We start from the raw sequence: 21582 nt of genomic DNA on the forward strand, positions 1-21582 counted from the left end.
CGACACCACCCACCAGGTGGCCTCGGCCGCGGAGGAACTGAGCCGGGTGGCGGAAGAGACCCGCGCCTCGGTGCAGGTCCAGGGTTCAGAGACCGACCAGATCGCCTCCGCCATCAACCAGATGGCCGCCACCATCCACCAGATCTCGAAGAACGCCAACGAGGTGCAGCAGGCCGGGGCGGATGCCGACCGCCTGGCCAAGGATGGCGGCCAGACCATGGCCGGCTCCCAGCAGTCGGTGAACAGCCTGTCCCGGAATATCCTGGAAAGCGCCGAGGCCATCGACGCCCTGGCCTCCCGCAGTGACGAGATCCAGAAGGTGCTGGACGTGATCCACGAAGTCACCGACCAGACCAACCTGCTGGCCCTGAACGCCGCCATCGAGGCCGCCCGGGCCGGCGAGCATGGCCGTGGCTTCGCCGTGGTCGCCGATGAGGTGCGCCAGCTGGCCAAGCGCAGTGGCGAGTCCGCCGGCCAGATCCGCGAGATGATCGATGGCTTTATCCGTGAGTCCCGCAGCGCGGTGGAGCGCATGCGTTCCTCCCAGGGCCTGTCGGAGGAGACTGTGGAGCGTATCAACCACGCCAGTTCGGCCCTGAGCACCATCGAGCAGTCGGTGGAGCACATCCACGATCAGGTGACGCAGATCGCCACGGCCTCCGAGGAGCAGAGCCAGGTGGCCGAGGAGATCAACAAGAACGTGGTGCGCATCGTGGAGGCGGCCCAGAACAGCGACACCGGCGTCACCCAGACCAACGAGGCCAGCCAGGAGCTGGCACGGCTGGGCGAGCGGCTGCGTGAACTGGTAACCCAGTTCCGGGTGTAACCGCTACCAGCCAGGTGTGAGTGGTTCAGGCGATGTCCTGAACCACCACCCGATTGCGGCCTGCCTCCTTGGCCCGATACAGGGCCCGATCAGCCATCTTGAACAGGTTCTCCCGGACCGAGGCATGGTCGGGAACCACCGCCAGCCCGGCGGAGAACGTCAGGTTGTCGGGTCCGCCGGCGCCGAAATCCAGTTCAGAGAAGGCCTTCAGCAACCGTTCGACAACCTCCCGGCCCCGGGTGGCATCCAGCCCCGGCAACACCAGCACGAATTCCTCTCCCCCGAAACGGGCGGCCACATCGTGCTTACGACTGCCTTCCGTCAATAGCCGGGCGAGCGCTACCAGAATCCGGTCTCCCACATCGTGCCCCCAGTTGTCGTTAACCTGTTTGAAATGGTCCAGGTCCATAACGCAGAAACTCAGGGGCTGCTGCTCCCGAAGTGCCCGGGGAATTTCCTGCTCCAGCACTTCGTCCAGCCAGCGGCGATTGTACAGTCCGGTCAGGGGATCGCGGATGGACTCTTCCTTCAGGGCCCGACGCAAGGCCTCGTTGTCGGCAAGCTGCTGCCGCAGGGAATCTTCCACTTCCTTCAGTTCGGTGACATCCCGGAAACCATACACATACCCCTTGACCTGGCTGCGCCGGTTCCTGAGCTCAGTTCGCCGAACGTTCAACTGCCAGGGCCGGCGAGCCTCGTCACCCGGCGGTTGCAGGGTTAACTCCTCCGCCGGCCTGCCCCCCTGAAACATCCCCGGAAGTGCCTCCTGCAAAAGCCTCCCTCTGGACATATCGACCCCGGCCCGCGTGAAAAGAGCCTGCGCCGCCGGATTCTGATCCAGTAGCCGCCCCCGGGTATCGGTGACCAGCACGCCATCCGCCATGCGCTCAAACACCAGGGAGCGAGCGACCGGCATCAGGTCCAGGAAGCCTTCCCGACGAATGTTGAGGGCCATGATCATGGACGCCACCACAAATCCGAACGGACTGAGATCCAGCTTTCCCCAGGACTCTGGCATCCACTGCATGATGGTTACCACATTCAGTATCAGCACCACCATGTTGCCGGCCAGGAACAATAACGCCTGGCGACGGTACTGGGGATTCTGGATGGCAAAGCGGATGAGCAGAAAGTAGGCGATGAACATTACGATGTAGGAGTAAAGCGTATGCAGCCAGAACGCCGGCCCGCCCTTGAACACGCTCTCACCACCTGGCTCAAAGTCCCCCATGAACCACTGGTGGCCGAACCCTTCGGTAAAATTGGCGATCATGCACAGCGTCGGGATTACCGCCACCAATCCGATCAAACGCAGACCAATCCGCTGCCGGTAGCCGGTATACTGCAATACAAAGATGATCAGGGCCGCGGGTAGCACCGAGACCCCCACGAACATCAGGCGGAACCAGAATAGCGGGTCGTTGAACAGGGTCGGAACCACGTCGGGGTGACGGATATGCAGAATCAGCAGGGCGTAGCAGAACGTCCACCAGCTCAGCCCGCCCATCAGCACGGCGATGGCAGGAGCGGTGCGAACGTCCCGCCGTTGCCAGGCAAAGACCATCATACCCAGCGTCACCAGACAGGACACAAACAGTGCCGCGACGAACAGCATTCACCCGCTCCCGAGCTTCATGGCCAAACTGCCAAATGGATTGTTGTTTTTATGTCAAATATGTTGGAAAGTCGTACTCATTTACGAGACGTTACCGATGAAGGTATCGTCAAAAAATAGAGCGCTGGCTCTATTTCAACAGAAACATGTATTATATGTAACAAAAACAATGTCAAAAAAGGTAGTGACGCCAGCGCGTTTAACGCCTTTTTAGTGCCAGAAGTGAGACCTCCGTGGCAGTTACACATTCTCCACTACAGCGCGAACTCCAAAAGACCCGCAAGCGCTCTTCCGGTGCCACTCCGGAAGATGCGTTCTACAAGGCCCGCCGCATCTGGCTCAAGGGAGAGCGGCTTCACCTGGCTGACCTGGCGGAGGAACTGGGCATCGGCCGCGCCACCCTGTTCCGCTGGGTGGGCAACAAGGACCTGCTGCTTGGCGATATCCTCTGGTCACTGTACATGCCCATCCGCAGCTCGATTGTCGCCTCTACCTCGGGCACCGGTGTTGACTATATTGTAGAAGTGTATCGACGGATTAACATCGAACTGATTACCGCCAAACCCCTGCAGGAATTCGTGAAGCAGGACCCGGAGCATGCCCTGCGGGTACTGACATCGTCAGCCTCCACCATGCATGGCCGGGTGGTGGAGGCCAACACCATCATGATCCAGGATCAGATCGACAAGGGACACCTGGCGAGACCACCAATGCGGGTGGAGAGCCTGTCCTACTTCATGGTCCGGCTGGCCGAATCCTGCCTGTACTCCGATGTCATCCTCGGTCGGGAGCCGAACATCGAGGAAGTGGACGAGGCCTGCCTGGCGGTACGGATACTGCTTGGGGGCAAGCCCTGAAGGCATAGGGCCAGACATCCAACCTGGCGGCTACACGGAATTACTGGCGGACATCCCCCTCTCTCCAACGAGGGAGAGGGGGTTTTAGCCAGGGCCGACTCCCACCAGGGAATAGGAAGTTATCGCTAGGGATTGATGATCGCCATGGTGATCCGGGATACGCACACCAGCTTGCCGTCCTCGGTCTCGATGCGGATCTCCCAGACCTGGGTGGAACCGCCAATGTGCAGCGGACGGGCGGTACCATGGACCCAGCCGGATCTGACCGAGCGGATATGGTTGGCGTTGATCTCCAGACCCACACCGGCCGTGCCCTCTTTCCTCACGCAATGGTTGGCCGCGACACTCCCAAGCGTTTCCGCCAGCACCACGGAAGCCCCGCCGTGCAGTATGCCAAAGGGCTGCACGGTGCGCTTGTCCACCGGCATACGGGCACTGATAAAGTCGTCGCCCGCTTCCGTAAATTCGATACCCATGTTCTCCACGGCGGTGTTCCTGACCCGCTCCTGCATGCTTTCCACGGTGGGGGTGGTGGTCCAGATACTGCTCACTGAATGGCCCTCTTGTGTTGGGGGGATGGTTGATGGTTATGGGGTCACAACGGAAAACGGGCATCCCCCGGCGGAGAATGCCCGTTTCCGTTAGCCTTCTATATTTACCCCAGGGGGGTTGGCGATTACAACTGAAGCGCACGAACCTCGAGGAATTCCTCCAGGCCCCACTTGCCGAACTCGCGGCCAATGCCGGAGTGGCCGAAGCCGCCAAACGGCGCCAGCGGGTTGAAGGCACCACCGTTCACGAACACCTGACCGGTGCGCAGCTTGCCGGCCACCTTCTTCGCTTTGTCCTGGTCGCCGGAGAAGACAGCGCCGGACAGGCCATAGGGCGTGCCATTGGCGATGCGGATGGCCTCTTCCTCGGTCTCGTAGGGAATCACGCACATGACCGGCCCGAAGATTTCCTCCTGGGCGATACGGCTATCGGGATCCACATTGCCGAACACGGTGGGCTTGACGAAGTAGCCCTTCTCCAGGCCTTCCGGCGCCTCGGCACCACCGGCCACCAGAGTGGCGCCTTCCTCAATGCCCAGCTTGATGTAATCACGGACCTTGTCGCGCTGGTCGGCGGAGGCCAGCGGCCCCAGGCGGGTGTTCTCGTCCAGCGGATCACCCAGTGTCATGGCATTGGCAATGGCACCGGCGATTTCACAGGCCTGGTCGTGCTGGTCCTTGTGCACCAGCATCCGGGTCAGGGCGGTGCAGGTCTGGCCGCTGTTGAGCAGGCAGTTGGTGAAGGTGCCCTTGACGGAGGCTTCCAGGTCGGCGTCCGGCAGAATCACGGAGGCGGACTTGCCTCCCATCTCCAGGGCGATGCGCTTGAAGTCATCGGCCGCCGCGTGGGCGATCAGGTGACCGGTACGGGTGGAACCGGTGAAGGACACCATGCGCACCTTCGGATGCTTGATCAGGGTGTCGCCCACTTCCTGACCCAGGCCGCAGACAATGTTGAACACACCCTTGGGCAGGTCGGTGCCATCCAGGATCTCCGCCAGGATAAAGGCGGTCTGCGGAGAAACCTCACTGGGCTTGAGCACGATGGTGCAGCCAGCGGCCAGCGCCGGCACCACCTTCAGGATCACCTGGTGCAGCGGGTAGTTCCAGGGGGTGATACAGCCCACCACGCCCACCGGGGCGTACTGCACCTCGGAGTTACCAGACTGCTCGGTAAACGGATAGTCCGGCAGCATTTCCAGGTAGGTCTCGGTGACCTTGATGGGCATCCCCGCCTGGATCATGCCCGCCAGCTTGATGGGCATACCCACTTCCCGGGCCACCGCCTGGGCAATTTCCGGGGCGCGTTTCTGCAGGCCTTCGTGCAACTGTTTGATGACGTTGATGCGCTGCTCCAGCGGGGTTTCGCTCCAGCTTTCGAAAGCGGCATCCGCGGCCGCGATGGCCTGCTCCATGGTGCCCCGGTCAGAGGACGGCACCTTGGCAATGACATCGCCGTTGGTCCCTTCGTGAACGTCAATAGTGTCGCCAGACCACTCGACCCACTGGCCGTTGATGTAGTTCTTGCTCAGGTTGTTCATCGTTGTGCTCCTTATCGGGAGTCGCTTTTGTCAGATATTCAGACCACAGGCGTTATTCGAAAATGATCACGCCACGGGCGTTCTTGCCTTCCAGCATGTCTTCGAACGCCTGCGGTGCCTCGTCAATGCTGTAGGTCTTGGTAATCAGCTCATCCAGCTTCAGGCGGTTGGCCTTGTACAGGTTGAGGATTTTCGGGAAATCGTACTGGGGCCGGGCGGAACCCAGCCAGCTACCCTTGAGGGTACGCTCATCCGCCGGCAGGGCGAAGGTGCTGATGGAGGTCTTGTCCTTCATGTCGGCAACGCCGACCACCACCACGGTACCGGCGCGGCCCAGGGCCTTGTAGGCCTGTTCCACCACCTTGCCGTTGCCGACACATTCAAAGGCGTAGTCTACGCCACCGGCGCTCAGTTTCTTGATGGCCTTGCTGACGTCTTCCACCTCGTTAATGTTGATGGTGTGCGTGGCGCCAAACTCTCTGGCCATCTCCAGTTTCTTCTCATTGGTGTCCACGGCAATGACCATTTCGGCGCCGGCGGTCACACAACCCTGGATGGCATTCAGCCCGACGCCGCCGATACCGAACACCGCGGCGCGGGAGCCTGGCTCCAGGTCCGCGGTATTGAAGACGGCGCCCACGCCGGTAATCACGGCACAACCCACCAGCGCGGCACTGGGCAGGGACACGCCCTCATCAATCTTCACACAGTTGTCTTCGTGCAGGGTGGCATACTCGGCCATGACGCCGCAGGCGCCGAACACGTACAGGTCCTCGCCATCCTTGCCGTGGGTACGAACGGTACCGTCCGGCAGGGTCACCATGGACTTCTTGGCGTTCTCGCACAGCACCGGGCGGCCACGGACGCAGTTGCGGCACTTGCCGCACATGGTGATGAAGGTGCTGACCACGTAATCGCCCTCTTTCAGGTCGGTCACGCCCTCGCCCACATCCACCACCACACCGGCGGCTTCATGGCCAACCACCAGGGGTGGCGGGTACTGGATCTTTCCGGTGGTGGCGGAATGATCACTGTGGCAGACACCACAGGCGGCCACCTTGATGGTGACCTCGCCCCGTTTGGGGGCATCCACAGTGATGGTTTCCACCTGAACAGGCTTGCCCCATTCGCGGCAAACAACAGCTTTCGCCTGACGGCTCATGGTGTATCTCTCCTGATTGATAGGTCCAAAAAAAACGGATCAGAAGCCTTCTGCTTCCATGTCCAGGGCGGAGGCATCCACCTCCCTCAACAATTGCGCCAGCCCCTGGACCCGGGGCAGCTCATAGCGACTGAAGAAATCGCAGGCCCTCAGCTTGCCCTGGTAAAACGCTTCCGGTTGCGGGCCACCATTATCCAGTGCACTGGACGCCACCAGGCCCTGACGCAGCCAGAGCCAGCCCACCACCATATGTCCGAAGGCTTCAAGATACAGGGACGCATTGGCGAGCGCACGCTCGACCTGCCCCTCCTTCCTGATCGCCTGGATTCTGTCGGTCGCCTCGGTCAGCAGACTCACGGTTTCCTCGAGACGACGGGCATTGTCCGCCAGCCGCTCATGGGAGCGGGCCTGTTCTATTGTGGCAGCAATACGACGCAGCAGTTCCTGATAGTACCGGCCCCCGGCCATGGAGATCTTGCGACCAAGCAGGTCCATGCCCTGGATGCCATGGGTACCCTCGTGGATCGGGTTCAGGCGGTTATCCCGGTAGAACTGCTCCACCGGATATTCCCGGGTATAACCATAGCCACCGTGTACCTGAATCGCCAGACTGTTGGCCTCCAGGCAGAACTGGGAGGGCCAGGACTTGATCAGCGGTGTCAGCAGGTCCAGCAGGCCGGCGGCCATGTCACGCTCTTCGTCGGTTTTTGCCACCTTCTTCTCGTCCACCAGCCGCGAGCCCTGCAAGGCCAGGGACAGGCCGCCCTCCACGTAGGCTTTCATGGTCAGCAGCATGCGGCGGATATCGGCGTGCTCGATCAGCGGTACCTGGGGCGACTCCGGGTCCTTGTTGCCCACCGGCCGACCCTGGTGGCGTTCCCGGGCGTATTCCAGGGCATGCAGATAACCGGTGTAGCCCAGCATCACCGAGCCCAGGCCCACGCCGATGCGGGCCTCGTTCATCATGTGGAACATGGCCGCCAGCCCGTTATGGGGCTCACCCACCAGGTAGCCAACGGCGCCGTCCTTCTCACCAAAATTGAGCATGGTCGAGGTGGTGCCCCGGTAGCCCATCTTGTGGATCAGTCCGGCCAGGGCCACGTCGTTGCGCTCACCCAGGCTGCCGTCCTCGTTGACCAGGAACTTGGGCACGATAAACAGGGAAATACCCTTCACGCCGGGAGGCGCGTCCGGCAGCCTTGCCAGCACCATGTGGACGATGTTATCGCTCAACTCATGGTCGCCGGCGGAAATAAAGATCTTGTTGCCCTTGAGGCGATAGCTGCCATCACCGGCCGGTTCCGCCCGGGTACGCAGATCGCCGAGGGAAGACCCCGAATGGGGCTCGGTCAGGCACATGGTGCCGAAGAAGCGCCCGCTGAGCATGGGTTCGGCATAGCGCTGTTTCTGTTCGTCGCTGCCCTGGGTCAGGATCAGGTTCGCCGCCGCGATGGTCAGGCCTGCATAGGCCTGGGTACCCACATTGGCGCCCTTGAGCAGGCCCACGCACATCTGGCCCACGGCACTGGGCAGTTGCATGCCACCCCGCTCGAAATCCTGAGTGGCCGCCAGCAGGCCGGTTTCCTTCAGGACATCCAGCGCCTTTTTGACTTCCGGGCGCATCACCACCCGGCCATCTTCGAAGGTCGGCTCTTCCTCATCCACCGCCCGGGCATGGGGCGCAAATTCCTCCGCCGCCACTTTCAGCGCCAGGTCGAGAGCGGCCTGGAGGGTTTCACGACTGTGGTCTGAGTAACGGTCAAACCGGAGGAAGTCTTCGACCTGATGGAGTTCGAAGAGCTGGAATTCCAGATCCTGGGTGTTGATGATGTTTTGCTGCACTGCTCAATTCCTTACTGATAACAAAAAAGGGGGCGAACTCTCGCCCGCCCCCTCTCTGATTCGCCTGTTTATACCACTTCGAACAGGCCGGCAGCGCCCTGGCCGCCGCCGATGCACATGGTGACCACCACATACTTGGCGCCACGGCGTTTGCCTTCGATCAGCGCATGACCGGTCAGGCGGGAACCGGTGACACCGTAGGGGTGACCCACGGCGATGGAGCCGCCGTTCACGTTCAGCTTCTCCATGGGGATGCCCAGACGATCACGGCAGTAGACCACCTGGGAGGCGAAGGCTTCGTTCAGCTCCCACAGGTCGATGTCGTCCATGGTCAGGCCATTGCGCTCCAGCAGACGCGGGATGGCGAACACCGGGCCGATACCCATCTCGTCCGGCTCGCAGCCGGCCACCGCGAAACCGCGGAAGATACCCATCGGTTCGATGTTGTTCTTTTCAGCGTAGGTGCTGTTCATTACGGTGCACACGGAGGCGCCGTCGGACAGCTGGGAAGCGTTGCCGGCGGTCACGAAGTTACCTTCACCACGGACCGGGTCCAGACCCTGCAGGCCCTCCAGGGTGGTGTTCGGGCGGTTGCACTCGTCCTTGGTCAGGGTAACGTCCTTCTCGCTGACCTCGCCGGTTTCCTTGTCCTTCACCATCATGGTGGTGTCATAAGGCACGATCTCGTCGTCGAACTTGCCGGATTCCTGGCCAGCGGCGGTGCGCTGCTGGGAGATCAGGGCGTACTCGTCCTGGGACTCGCGGCTGACGTTGTAGCGCTGGGCCACGATGTCGGCGGTCTCGATCATGGACAGGTACAGCTCCGGCTTGTTCTTCATCAGCCACTCGTTGGTGGCCTTGAACTGGTTGAGCTTGTCATTCTGCACCAGGGAGATGGACTCAACACCACCGGCCACGATGGCGGGCACCTTCTCGGAGACCACGCGCTGGGAGGCCAGGGCGATGGACTGCAGACCGGAAGAGCAGAAACGGTTGATGGACAGGCCGGCCGTGGTCACCGGCAGGCCGCCACGGATCGCCGCCAGACGGGCCATGTTCTTGCCCTGGGCGCCTTCGTGGAAGGTGGCGCCGAGGATCACGTCCTCGACGATGTTCGGGTCAATACCGGCGCGCTCGACGGCATGCTTGATGACGTGGCCAGCGATATCAACGCTGTGGCTGTTGTTCAGTGCACCCCGGTAGGACTTGCCCAGACCGGTACGGGCGGTGGAGACGATAACTGCATCAGACATGGATGTGTCCTCTTGAAACGGGTTTGCCGCAGGACCCGGGAGGCCCTGCGGCGAATCAATAAAGGCTTACAGGTCGCCGAACTTCTTGCCTTCAGCTACCAGTTTCTCCAGCAGGGCGGATGGCTCCCACTGCTTGCCGCCCACCTCTTTGTGGTACTTCTTCACGGCGTCCAGGATCTTGTCCAGGCCAATCTGGTCGGCCCAGAACATGGGGCCGCCACGGTAGGCCGGGAAACCGTAGCCGTAGATCCAGGTGATATCGATATCCAGGGAACGGTCGGCGATGCCTTCCTCCAGGATCTTGGCGCCTTCGTTGATCATCACGTACATGCAGCGCTCAAGGATTTCCTGGTCGGTCACCTCACGGGGCGTGATGCCCTGCTCCTTGCGGAACTCGGCGATGATCTCGTCCACTTCCGGATCCGGGATCGGCTTGCGGTTGCCTTCCTCGTACTTGTAGGTACCGGCCATGGTCTTCTGACCCAGGCGGCCCTTCTCCACCAGCTTGTCCATCCAGCTCGGCGGTACGTCCTCACCGGCCTTGCGACGCTCCTCCCGGATACTGTGGCCGATGTCGATACCGGCCAGATCGCCCATGGCGAACTGCCCCATGGGGAAGCCAAGATCGGTCAGCACCTTGTCCACCTGCTCCGGCTTTGCACCGTCATCTACCAGGGCCATGGCTTCGGCACCACGCTTGTGCAGCATACGGTTGCCTACGAAGCCGTGGCAGTTGCCGACCAGTACGCCCACTTTCTTGATGCGCTTGGCCAGGTTCATGGCAGTGGCCTTGACGTCGTCGGCGGTTTTCTCACCACGGACGATTTCCAGCAGCTTCATGACGTTGGCCGGGCTGAAGAAGTGCAGGCCGATCACGTCTTCCGGACGCTTGGTGGCGGAGGCGATCTCGTCGATGTCCAGGGTGGAGGTGTTGGAGGCCAGGATGGCACCCGGCTTACACTTCTCATCCAACTGGCTGAAGATGCTCTTCTTGATGTCCATGCGCTCGAACACGGCCTCGATCACCAGGTCGACATCCGCGAAGTCGTCGTAGGTCAGGGTGCCGCTGATCAGGCTCATGCGCTCTTCCACCTGCTCCATGGTCAGGCGGCCTTTCTTGGCGGTGTTCTCGTAGTTCTTGCGGATGATGGCCAGGCCCTTGTCCAGAGCTTCCTGTTTCACTTCCGCAATGGTGACGGGAATACCAACGTTGGCGAAGTTCATGGCGATACCGCCGCCCATGGTACCGGCACCGATAACACCCACTGTCTTGATATCACGGATGGGGGTGTCTTTCGGCAGACCGGGAACCTTGGATACTTCACGCTCAGCGAAGAAGGAATGGATCAGGCCAGCGCGCTGGTCGGATGCCATCAGCTCGCCGAACAGCTCACGCTCACGCTTCATGCCTTCCTCGAACGAGGAGGAAGTGAAGGCGGCTTCCACCGCGTCGGTGCACTTGAAGGGGGCAATCAGACCACGGGCCTTCTTTTTCAGGCCCTCTCGGAACTGGTTGAAGACATCACTGCCCTTCTCGGCTTCCAGCTTGTCGTTCAGTTCGCTGACGCGACGCACCGGCTTGCCTTCGTCAACGACCTTCTGGGCGAAGGCCAGGCCAGCGGCCTTCACGTCTTCGTTATCGGCCACTTCGTCGACGATGCCCAGCTCAACGGCATTCTTCGCGGCGACGAACTCGCCAGAGGTGATCATTTCCAGGGACTTCTGGGCACCGGCCAGGCGCGGCAGGCGCTGAGTGCCGCCGGCACCGGGCAGCAGGCCCAGCTTCACTTCCGGCAGGCCAACCTTGGCACTGGGCACGGCAACGCGGTAGTGGCAACCCAGGGCCACTTCCAGACCACCACCCAGGGCGGTACCGTGGATCGCAGCGACAACGGGTTTGTCGGAGGCTTCGATGAAGTTGACCACCTCCGGCAGCCCCGGCTCCTGCATGGGCTTGCCGAACTCACGGATGTCTGCACCGGCAATAAAGGTGCGACCGTCACATACGATGAGGAGAGCCTTGGCGTCCGCATCATTACGACCCTGCTCGATGGCGCCCTGGATGCCGGAACGTACGGCGTGGCTCAGCGCGTTCACCGGCGGGTAGTTGACGGTGATAACGCCGATGGCGCCTTCGCGGTTATAGGTTACGACGTCGGACATAGATCCTCCTTGCGCAAACATGGAATGGAGTTTTATTAAGCGAAACAGACCGGAGATTTAATACAAGTTTGCGGAATGTTTCAACCTTGACTGGCTAAATGGCGACCAGAGAATATCGAGAAAAATGATTGTACGCCTGATGGGGCGGGAGAGGAAAACACGGTGGATACCGGAAAATGGCGCTCATGGATGATGAGGGATGTACCGGGAAACAGAAGGGTGATATAGAGTTACCAACGGACATCCCCTCTCCCCCGGAGGGAGAGGGGGCCTGGCTTATACTCCCAGCGATTCAATATCACTCGCCAGCATCGCCAGCTGATGGGCGATGGAACTGCGCAGCTTGTCACCGGACACCAGGTAGGACGGTGCCGCGCAGGTCAGGGCCATGGTGGTGCCGTCCTGCAGCCGGACAGGGACACCGGCGGCGTTGATGTTGCGGTCCCACTCTCCCAGGGTCAGGCAGAAGCCGTGTTCCCGGTAATCTTCCAGGGCGCGCTCCAGGCCTTCCTTCTTTTCCGGCCAGCCTTCGGGGCCATACTTCTCAGCCAGGGCCTCCATCAGGATCTTGCGGCCGTCTTCGGTCAGGGATGAACAATAGGCACGGCCTGCCGCAGTGGTCGCCATGGGCAGCTTGAGGCCGATTTCCATGCGCAGCAGGGAGGCTTCTGGCGGCATCCGGTTCTCCACATAGATCATGTGCAGACGGTCGCGGCAGGTCAGGCCAACAGACATATTGTTGCGACGGGCAAACTCGTCCATGTAGGGCTTGGCCAGCTGTCGTACCTTGAGGTTGGAGACATAGGCATAACCCAGGGCCAGCACACCGGAACTGAGCTGGTACTTTTCCAGCACGGGGTTGTAGCTGAGGTACCCAAGTTTGGTCAGGGTGTAGGTCATGCGGGAAACCGTGGGCTTGGGCAGGCCAGTCAGCCTGGCGATGTCCTGGTTACCCAGGATAACCGAGCCCTGACTGAACGCCCGCAGCACATCCAGCCCCCGTGAGAGCGCCTCCACGAACTTACGATCTTTCTCCGGCTTGTCCGGTGCATCCGGGGACGCTTCGACCAGATCTGCTTTTGTTTTAGTATTCAAGGTCATAGATTCCCGTGCCTCAATATGCCCCATGGCACCCAACCTCCATATACCGGGCTGGAACGTTGTCCACAGGGCGCCTCCTGTTAGTGTAGTAAAACTGAAAGTCAGAAACCGCGCATTCTACGCACGCTCCCGCATTGCTGCCACGACCGGAGCGAAATTCGCCTCAAGAAACGGGCCAACACTGCCCCTGTTAATGAAACAGGGTATCGCAGAGAAGCCACCTCGCCAGTCATGCTGAAACGCACCGTGAAGCGGCGTTTTCGGTATAACGTTCTGCTTTGCGGAACAGCTTAGTTAATTTAGAAACAAGATGCCAACCGCAATTTGGTAACAGAATGCAGACTCCAGAGGAAGACCCTTGCGAGAAAGATTGAAAAATCAGGTAAAACCCCGCATGCCCCGCTCTCTACGACCATCGGGGCGGTTGACTTGATCCGGGAGGATGTTTCATTGTGCAATACAATTTCATCAAAAAAGCCGTAAAAAAGTCACCGGGGCTATTGCATGACAAAAAATTTATTCCTACTATCCGGTGGACTGCTAACTGGAAGGCGTCCTGACTGAAGCGGCCAATGGTAGGCTGCAGTTGGAGCAGAGAACAAAAAAAGCATCACGGAAGTGTGACTCTCATCAGACACACGACAAAAAGTGTTGTCCCAGCCCGCGAAGGCTCTTGCCTTTACCGGATTCTCTGCTAAGACTGTACCTGATCATTTGCCCATAACTGCCTTGATTGGATTGCATTTTGCTCCAGGACAGGCAGGCAGTCGACCAGAACAACCACAGGCTTATGATGGCCTGGCATGAACTGGCCACAGGGATAACAACCGGAGGTTTGAAAAAGCAACAGGGAATAAACACAAGCAAAAACAAGCGCGTAGTAAAGCGTCACTGAGTCCAACAATCGAGTCGATTAGACAAAAATAAGGGTTTAAAACCATGGCACAGAAAAGCAAGATCACTTCTCGCCCGATGACCAAGGCACTGGGCACCGCTTCCATCCTGAGCATGGCAATCGCCGGCGCCAACATGGCGAACGCTATCCAGACTGACTTCGGCGTTACCTACCAAGCCGACACCTTCTACGTAGATGGCGATGCATACGGCGACGACGGCTCCGGCAACGGCCTGGCCAACCTGCTGCGCCTCAAGGCTGATTTCAAAGACGAAAACACCGGTGTTTCGTTGCACACCAGCCTCCAGCTCGCTGGTGACACATGGACCGGTGATACCCGTGAAGAAGGTGGCCTCGGCTACAACAACCAGGGCAACGAGCGTGTAACTCTGGACACTGGCTACGTTCAGATTCCCATTGCCGGGAACCTGCTGCGTGTCGGTCGCCAGTCCGCCAACTGGAACAACTGCTTCCTGACCTGTGATGACCGTCGTGACCGTATCAGCATGCTGGCACCCACCAGCATCGGCACCTGGGTTGTCCTGTATGACCGTCGTCAAGATGACATCGCTACCAATGGCATTCAGGCCAGCACAGACAGCGGGGACATGTTTACCGGCGGCTTGATCACTCGCGTGAGTGATATGAATGTTGGCCTGCTGTATGTTCACTTTTTCAAGAACTCACAGGCTTCCACTTACTCGTTCCAGAACGTTCACATCTTCTCTCCATACATCAGTGGCGCAGTGACCGACGGTGTTAATTTTGCCACTGGCTTGAACTACGTTTGGGGTAACGATAACGGCGACGGCAACTCACCGTTTGGTGATGGAACTCTTGCCGGCCTGGACGTTGAAGATGGCTGGTCCGGTTATGCCCGTCTGCACGGCGATGCCGGCATGCTGGACTGGGGTGTTCAGTACGTAGGTACACTTGATGGTGGTCTGGTCGACCCCGGCTTCGACACCTACTCCAGTGTCCTGAACAGCAACCCTGCTTCTACTCAGAATCCGACCAGCCTCGTCAGTATGGGCCGTGCTCTGGGTATCCAGGAATATGACGAGCACCTGCTGATCGGTAAGCTGGGCTTCAACGTCACTCCTAAACTGAAGCTCACCGGCGCAGTCGGCTGGTTCAGCGCCGACAATGGCCAGCTGGACGTAGATGATACCTCAATGATCTACGACCTGAGCGCGAACTATCAGATCAACGACGCCGTTAGCACTGTTGCTTCTCTGGGTGTAATGACAGAGAACGAAGCAATGCTCGGAATTAGCGGTAATGGCAACACCCTGATGGGTGTAGGCACTCCCAGCAACTTTGCTGATGAGGACCTGATGGCCGCTAACGTAGGTCTGCGCGTCAAGTTCTAAAGCTTGAGTATAATCAGGTAATTTAGCGACCCTCGGGCGGGTCAGGGCATTGCCCTGACCCGCCCTTTTTGTTTCTATTGTGACTCCTGAAGTCCGCTTACCATCTCTTCCAAAGGTTCTCCGAAATGGATAAGAAGTACAGCACGTTATCCACTCTACTGGTCGCCAGCCTTCTTGTGGGTGGATGCGTCTCCTCCGATCAGGCCCAAAAACAGATTGAAACCGCTGACTCGGAAGCCGGTCTCAATATGCCCGAAAATGAATGGGAAACGCCTTTCTGGGAACGGGGCGGTGGGGCACCCGCAACCGATGCGCCCAGGGAAGTGTCCTCATCATCCGTTGAAGCGGTCCCCGCCCAAGGCCAGTTGCGTACCAACCTGGCGGTTGTTGGCGCCTCGGACGCCCTGTTCCGGGAGATGGACAACAACGCCGCGGATTACGGCTTCAGGCTGGTTCCCCGCTCGGAATTGCGGGATGCGGTCGCCAACACACCGGCCTGCCAGGATACCACTACCGAAGCCTGCGCCGAGGCCCTGGCTGCCTACCCAGGCGCGCGCCTGGTGATCACCGTCAATAATGACGATTCCGTGACCGTCGTGGACGCCGCCAGTGGTGCCCGCTGGACGGAAGCCGCACTGACCTCCGGCAAGCGTGGGGATGAACTGCTGGACATGGCCTCCCAGCGGTCTGACATTGCACCCTGGGCGATGAAAGCCTTCCAGGCAGATGACGGGCGTCTCTACCTGTCTGCTGGCCGGGCCAACGGCCTGGAAGCGGGTGACGAACTGGCTGTACACGAACCCGGCACCCTGGTGCGGGCCCCCAACGGTCAGCCGATCACCTGGCGTGTCGGTGAAAGGGTTGGCACCGTCCGCGTCGCCGAACTGTTTGGCAGCGACCTGGCATCACTGACCCCGGTGGAAGGTCAGCGCCTGAGCCCGCAGCATGATCTTATCCTGGTGGAAGACTGACACCAGCACCCCATGTCCGCCCACTCCCTGAGAGGGCGGACAATTCCACGCGATCACCTTCGAGCATGCCAGTCAGCGGACCGACATTCCGGACTTTTCCTTCGAGCAGGTTGCTGCCTGACTGCCGCCGCCCGCTTAACCTGGCGGTTCAGGCAACCGCCTCCCGCCACAACCACTTCCGATGCCACTCGGCATTGCCGGACTGCAGTTCAATGCTGGTCAGCCGCTTGAAATAGTGACTGATATCCAGCTCATCGGTCATGCCGATACCGCCATGCAGTTGCACCGCCTGCTGCCCGACGTAGCGTGCGGCCGGCCCAAGCCGGGCCTTTAGCTTTGAGGCCATCACCACGCGCTGTTCCGGATCGACGGACGGCCAGCGGGTGGCGGTCTGGCTAAGCAGGTTGGCGACGCTGGTGGCTTCAATGTACATTTCCGCCATCCGATGCTGGAGCACCTGGAACTCGGCCAGGGCGACGCCGAACTGCCTGCGGGTCTGGGTGTAGGTCACCGTTTTCCTGACCAGGGTTTCCATGATGCCCACGGCCTCCGCCGCCAGCATCAGGATGCCCTCGGCATGGGCCTGGCGCACCAGGGAGCCCGCAGTACCCGGCACGGTCAATTGCTGGGCATGACTCACCGTTACGCCATTGAAGGCCAGGTTCGCGCCCTGATGGCCATCCATCATGGGGTAGTCGGTAATCTCCAGGCCCGGGGTATCCTGGGGCATCAGGAAGAGTTCAACGCCCGTCTCTTCCGTGTCACCGCCGTTGCTGCGGGCGGACACCACCACATGGCTGGCCGACCGGCTGTAGGGCACCGCCACCTTCTCTCCACTAAGCCGGTAACCCGTACCATCCGGTTCCGCCACCACGGCTACCGCCAGCGGGTTGCCACGGCCCTGCGCGCCCTCGCTGGCGAAAATCACCTGACTGTCGCCGGCGAGAACACCGGCCAGAAGCTGCTGACGGTCATCGCCCTGCTCCGCCAGTGCCAGTATACGTGCGGCGTTTACAACCCCCAGGTAGGGTTCGGTGACCAGCCCCTGGCCGAACCCTTTCATAACACTGATGGTATCGGAAATGTCTCCACCAAGGCCGCCCTGATCTTCGGCAAACGGAATGCCCAGCCAGCCCATTTCGGCGAAGGTGCGCCAGTGGTCCGGCGACTGTCCCTGGTTTTGCTTCAGGTTATGGCGACGGTCTTCAAAGCTGTACTCGGTGCGGATAAAGCGCTCGACGCTGTCCGTCAGCATCGCCCGGGTTTCCCGGTTCAGGGTGCTCATGCTCCGTTTCCTTACCGCAACAGGGATTTGGCGATGATGTTTCGCTGGATTTCGTTGCTGCCACCGAAGATGGAGGCAGCCCGGTTGTTCAGATATTTCGGCATCAACGTCAGCAGGTCGTCGTCACCAATAGGTTCCACGCCACTACCCACCGTCAGGGCCGCCAACTGAAGTGCCAGGGACGGCGTACCCGCCACATCGATGCCCAGCTCGGTGATCCGCTGCAGGGTTTCCATGGAGGTGATCTTGATCATGGAACTCATGGGCCCGGACTGGGGCGAGCCCTTTTCCATATCGGCGAACGCCTCCTCGGTGGCCTCCAGGGTGTCCACCTCCAGGCTCAGGCGGACAAACCGGTCATGGAACACGGGATCCTCTGCCAGTACGCCGCCAAAGCCGTCGCCGGTGCGGCCCGCCAGACGTCGGATCAGCGCAAGCTCGTGGCGGAAGGTGGTGGCGAAGGAGGTACCGCCGCCGCGCTCATGTTCCAGCAGGTACTTGGCCACGGACCAGCCGTCGTTCTCCTCGCCAAGACAACAGTCCACCGGTACGCGGACATCGGTGAAGAACACATCACACTGCTCAGGTACCCCGTCCAGCCCGATAATGGGGCGTATCTCAATGCCGGGGTCGGTCAGGTCCTCGATCAGGAAAAAGCTGATGCCCTGCTGGGGTTTGCCGGCCCCGCCGGTGCGCACCAGCAGGAACAGGCGATTGGCATGGTGGGCATAGGTGGTCCAGGTCTTGGAGCCATTGATCACGTAGTGGTCGCCATCCCGCACGGCCCGGCATTTCAGGGACGCCAGGTCGGAGCCGGCATTGGGCTCGGAGTAGCCCTGGGCCCAGAAATCCTCGCCGGACAGGATGCCCGGCAGGTGTTTCCGCTTCTGCTCGTTGGTGCCGTAGTGGATGATCGCCGGCCCCACCATGGAAATGCCCTGGGGCAACAGCAGGGGCACCCCCGCCCGCCGGCACTCCTCCTCGAAAATAAGCTGCCGGGGAACATCCCAGCCGGTACCACCGTATTCCTCCGGCCAGCGGATGGCGGACCAGCCCTGGCTGTGGAGGATACGATGCCATTTCATTACCGCGTCGAACGGCGGGAAGAAACTGGTGGTCTTGCGGCCCGCTTCCAGAACCTCAACATCGGCATTCTGTTTGATGAAGGCTCGGACCTGGTGGCGGAAGGCGGCGAGTTCTGCCGGGTCTTTGGTGATCATGGGGGCCTCAGCTCTACAACGCGTAGCTACTCACATCCACTTTGGAATACAGTTCTTCCCAGTAAATCTCCGCCAATGCGTCTGCGCTGTCAACGTCGCGAACCAGCTCGGACCACTTTGCCAGCAATTCGCGGAATTTGGCCACTTTTTCATCCGCTGTTTCAACACCGTGACGCTCCGTATAGTTCGAGGCGATACGGGAGATGTCAGACCTGATGAATGCCTGTGTAGCCTGCAGAAGCTGCTCTGACGGCTCATGCACCGCGATATCCCGGCTGTCGGCCGCGGCCACTTCCCGGGCCGCGCCCACGTGATAGTCCATACTGACACGGGCGGCACCAATGGCCGACGCATGCAGGACGTTCCTGCGCTGATCTTCGGTCAGCCCTTTCCAGACGTCCCGGTTGATATTGTTGAAGGCCGTCGCTCCGTAGACACCACCGGGAACCCCTGGTGTGAGGTCCGTCACCACTTCCTTGATCTTGAAGATGTCCATATCGATCCCGGATGAGATCGTGCAGTCCAGGACGCCCTGGTTCAGCGCTTCGTACTGGTCACTCACCGACATGGTCACCGGGGTACCACCAAGGTGCTCCACCCAGCGGGCCCAGTGGGGACCGGAGGTGCGGATTCGCTTGCCTTTCAGTTGCTCCAGGTTCGCCACCGGCTTGTTGCATTGCAGCATGTAGTTGTCACTGGCCGAGGCGCTGGTAAATACCTGGTTCTGGGCGGAGAACTCATCCACGCATTCGTCACAGTAGTTGAATACGAAATCAGCCAGGGCCCCCATGAACGCCAGCCCGGCGGTGCTGTCCTGCACATCGTCCAGCTTCACCAGCATGCTCAGTTCCGCTGCCAGGTTGGACACCGGAAACTCCTTCGGATAGTAGGACATCAGCACAAAGCCGGAATCCGCCATGCCATCACGGATGCCTGGGGAGGTTTCCGAAAAACTCAGCAGGGAGCTGGCATAGACCTTGGCGTCCATCTCGCCACCGGACAGTTCTTCCAGCGCACCGGCAAACGTCTCCGCGCCGTTGGCGCCGATGGTATTGGGAGGATAACCGGTGGCGTGGGTGATGGTTTCAGCATTGGCTCCGGCGGTGAACAGCAGACTGCCCAGCACCACGGGTGCCGCAAGCGATGTAACGGTCTTCAGGAATGTCATGTGAACCTCCAGGTTCGGACCGGGTGTCGACGGTCATGCCGCACCCGGATTATTGTTGGCGTTGTCTCAGGACTCTAAGGCCACGGCCCGTTTGGGGGCGTCGTCGCTTACGACGATTTGGTCCCGGCTTCCCTGGCTATCCGATGTTGCGTCCCCGGCCCTTCCAATGCTCTTCCTTCAATTTGAATTTCAGCAACTTGCCGGCGCCGGACATGGGCAGTTCCTCACGCACCTCGTAGCTGCGGGGGCACTTGTAGCCGGCAATGTGTTCCTTGCAGAAGTTGGTCACGGCGGCCTCGTCCAGTTCCCGGCCATCCTTGAGCACCACCACGGCGTGCACCCGTTCACCCCATTTCTCGTCCGGCACGCCGATCACCGCACACTGGGCGATTTCCGGGCATTGCAGCAGCACGTCCTCCACCTCCACGGAGTAGACGTTCTCGCCGCCGGTGACGATCATGTCCTTGATCCGGTCCACCAGGAATACATAGCCGTCGTCATCCATATAGCCGGCATCGCCGGTGTGCATCCAGCCGTCGCGGATGGCCTCCCGGGTCTGTTGTTCCTTGTTCCAGTAGCCCTGCATGACCATCGGGCCACGGGCGCAGATCTCGCCCACCTGGCCACGCTTTACCTCGTTGTCCATGGGGTCGACGATGCGGATCTCGGCAATATGAGTGGGACTGCCGGCGGTCATCAGCTTGTCGTGCCGGGCGGGATCGGCGTGCACTTCTGGCAGCAGCATGGTGACCGTGGGGGACAGCTCGGTCATGCCGTACATCTGCAGGAAGTCGGCGTTCGGCAGCTTGTCCATGGCCCGCTTGAGCAGGGTGCTGTCCATGGGCGACGCCCCGTAGATCAGGCAGCGCAGGGAGCTGGTGTCGTGGTTGTCGAACCCGGGATGGTCCAGCACCGCCCGCAGCATGGTGGGCACCAGGAAGGTTTCCTTCACGTTTTCCCGTGAGATGGCTTCAATCACCGGCAGCGGTTCGAACCGGGGCAGGATCACATGGGTACCGCCCCGGATGGCCAGTTGCACGATCAGGCCGATGCCCGCCACGTGGAAGAACGGAGCCGAATGCAGACCCACGATACGATCGCGGCGGCAGGCCGGGATCACCGTGCTCAGGGCGCTGAGGTAGAGGTTGCCGTGGCTGAGCATGACACCCTTGGGTTTGCCGGTGGTGCCGCCGGTATAGAGGATGCCCGCCAGGTCGTCGCCATGGCGTTCGGCGTCGGCCACCGGGCTGGCATTGTCCATCAGGGCCCCCAGTTCCTCGGTGCCCGCCGGCGCCTGCCCTTCTCCCATATACACCACGGTATGCAGGGAGGCGGACTTTTCACGGATGGTGGGCACCAGCGGCGCAAACTCGTCATCCACAAACAGGATGCGGGTGTCGCAGTCGTCCAGGGAATAGGCAATCTCCGGGGCACTCCAGCGGATATTGACCGTGTTGAACACACCACCACCCCACAGCGCCGCGAACACGGTTTCCATGTAGCGGTCCGAATTCAGGCCCAGGATACCCACACGGTCTCCCTCCCCCATGCCCAGTGTCTGCATCACGCCGGCCAGGCGGGCGATCCGGTCACAGAGCTGGGCCCAGGTCTGGCGTCGGTCACCGAACACCACAGCTTCGTCGTTGGGGTATTCGCGAACAGCCTTGTGGAGGAATTGGGTCAGGTACATGGGTGAACTCTCTTGCGATTGTTGTTGGATGATGGCATCGATTATGTCGACGGGCAGGGATCAGGGGCG

16 protein-coding genes are annotated in these 21582 nt (G+C 60.6%); 4 read left to right on the top strand and 12 right to left on the bottom strand.

Annotation, left to right across the window (positions count from 1 at the left end; all coding sequences use genetic code 11):
- On the top strand, nt 1-826 hold an 826-nt coding region (locus ACJO2E_RS18335; protein ID WP_406965780.1), incomplete at its 5' end, for a methyl-accepting chemotaxis protein.
- Nucleotides 827-851: 25 nt separating this feature from the next.
- Here the strand turns inward: ACJO2E_RS18335 and ACJO2E_RS18340 are convergent.
- Nucleotides 852-2441, bottom strand: coding sequence for a diguanylate cyclase (locus ACJO2E_RS18340; protein WP_406965782.1), 1590 nt, complete (start codon nt 2439-2441; stop codon nt 852-854).
- Nucleotides 2442-2674: 233 nt separating this feature from the next.
- On the opposite strand from ACJO2E_RS18340, the gene ACJO2E_RS18345 reads away from it, so the two are divergent.
- Nucleotides 2675-3298 (top strand): QsdR family transcriptional regulator, encoded by a 624-nt coding sequence (locus tag ACJO2E_RS18345; protein WP_406965784.1) that lies wholly within the window; start codon nt 2675-2677, stop codon nt 3296-3298.
- 125 nt (nt 3299-3423) lie between these two features.
- Here ACJO2E_RS18345 and ACJO2E_RS18350 read toward each other — a convergent pair whose 3' ends face one another.
- The 7 genes from ACJO2E_RS18350 to ACJO2E_RS18380 form a co-directional block, all read right to left on the bottom strand.
- Nucleotides 3424-3810 (bottom strand): hotdog fold thioesterase, encoded by a 387-nt coding sequence (locus ACJO2E_RS18350; protein WP_406965825.1) that lies wholly within the window; start codon nt 3808-3810, stop codon nt 3424-3426.
- A gap of 164 nt (nt 3811-3974) precedes the next feature.
- Entirely contained in the window at nt 3975-5390 is a 1416-nt protein-coding gene (locus ACJO2E_RS18355) for an aldehyde dehydrogenase family protein (RefSeq protein WP_406965785.1), read from the bottom strand.
- Nucleotides 5391-5442: 52 nt separating this feature from the next.
- Nucleotides 5443-6552 (bottom strand): zinc-binding dehydrogenase, encoded by a 1110-nt coding sequence (locus ACJO2E_RS18360; RefSeq protein ID WP_406965786.1) that lies wholly within the window; start codon nt 6550-6552, stop codon nt 5443-5445.
- Between the two features lie 39 nt (nt 6553-6591).
- Complete coding sequence (locus ACJO2E_RS18365; protein WP_406965787.1) at nt 6592-8394, bottom strand: acyl-CoA dehydrogenase; 1803 nt, start codon at nt 8392-8394, stop codon at nt 6592-6594.
- A 68-nt stretch (nt 8395-8462) separates the two neighbouring features.
- Nucleotides 8463-9647 (bottom strand): acetyl-CoA C-acyltransferase, encoded by a 1185-nt coding sequence (locus tag ACJO2E_RS18370; protein WP_406965788.1) that lies wholly within the window; start codon nt 9645-9647, stop codon nt 8463-8465.
- Nucleotides 9648-9713: 66 nt separating this feature from the next.
- Nucleotides 9714-11810 carry a 3-hydroxyacyl-CoA dehydrogenase NAD-binding domain-containing protein gene (locus tag ACJO2E_RS18375; RefSeq protein WP_406965790.1) on the bottom strand — a complete coding sequence of 699 codons (2097 nt, stop codon included), beginning with the start codon at nt 11808-11810 and terminating at the stop codon, nt 9714-9716.
- Nucleotides 11811-12086: 276 nt separating this feature from the next.
- Complete coding sequence (locus ACJO2E_RS18380) at nt 12087-12881, bottom strand: IclR family transcriptional regulator (RefSeq protein ID WP_406965827.1); 795 nt, start codon at nt 12879-12881, stop codon at nt 12087-12089.
- A 969-nt stretch (nt 12882-13850) separates the two neighbouring features.
- Here ACJO2E_RS18380 and ACJO2E_RS18385 point away from each other — a divergent pair.
- On the top strand, nt 13851-15179 hold the full coding sequence (locus ACJO2E_RS18385; RefSeq protein ID WP_406965791.1) for a hypothetical protein: 1329 nt from the start codon (nt 13851-13853) through the stop codon (nt 15177-15179).
- A gap of 248 nt (nt 15180-15427) precedes the next feature.
- Nucleotides 15428-16150: a hypothetical protein gene (locus ACJO2E_RS18390; protein WP_406965793.1), complete on the top strand. Its 723-nt coding sequence runs from the start codon at nt 15428-15430 to the stop codon at nt 16148-16150.
- Nucleotides 16151-16298: 148 nt separating this feature from the next.
- On the opposite strand, the gene ACJO2E_RS18395 is transcribed toward ACJO2E_RS18390, so the two are convergent.
- The 4 genes from ACJO2E_RS18395 to ACJO2E_RS18410 form a co-directional block, all read right to left on the bottom strand.
- Nucleotides 16299-17435, bottom strand: coding sequence for an acyl-CoA dehydrogenase family protein (locus ACJO2E_RS18395; protein ID WP_406965794.1), 1137 nt, complete (start codon nt 17433-17435; stop codon nt 16299-16301).
- 11 nt (nt 17436-17446) lie between these two features.
- Nucleotides 17447-18655 carry an acyl-CoA dehydrogenase family protein gene (locus ACJO2E_RS18400; protein ID WP_406965795.1) on the bottom strand — a complete coding sequence of 403 codons (1209 nt, stop codon included), beginning with the start codon at nt 18653-18655 and terminating at the stop codon, nt 17447-17449.
- 13 nt (nt 18656-18668) lie between these two features.
- Nucleotides 18669-19823, bottom strand: coding sequence for a C4-dicarboxylate TRAP transporter substrate-binding protein (locus tag ACJO2E_RS18405; RefSeq protein ID WP_406965797.1), 1155 nt, complete (start codon nt 19821-19823; stop codon nt 18669-18671).
- A 136-nt stretch (nt 19824-19959) separates the two neighbouring features.
- Nucleotides 19960-21570, bottom strand: coding sequence for a long-chain-fatty-acid--CoA ligase (locus ACJO2E_RS18410; protein WP_406965828.1), 1611 nt, complete (start codon nt 21568-21570; stop codon nt 19960-19962).
- Nucleotides 21571-21582 lie beyond the last annotated feature (12 nt).

The organism is Marinobacter shunpengi (genome assembly GCF_045449695.1).
Taxonomy (GTDB): Bacteria; Pseudomonadota; Gammaproteobacteria; order Pseudomonadales; family Oleiphilaceae; genus Marinobacter.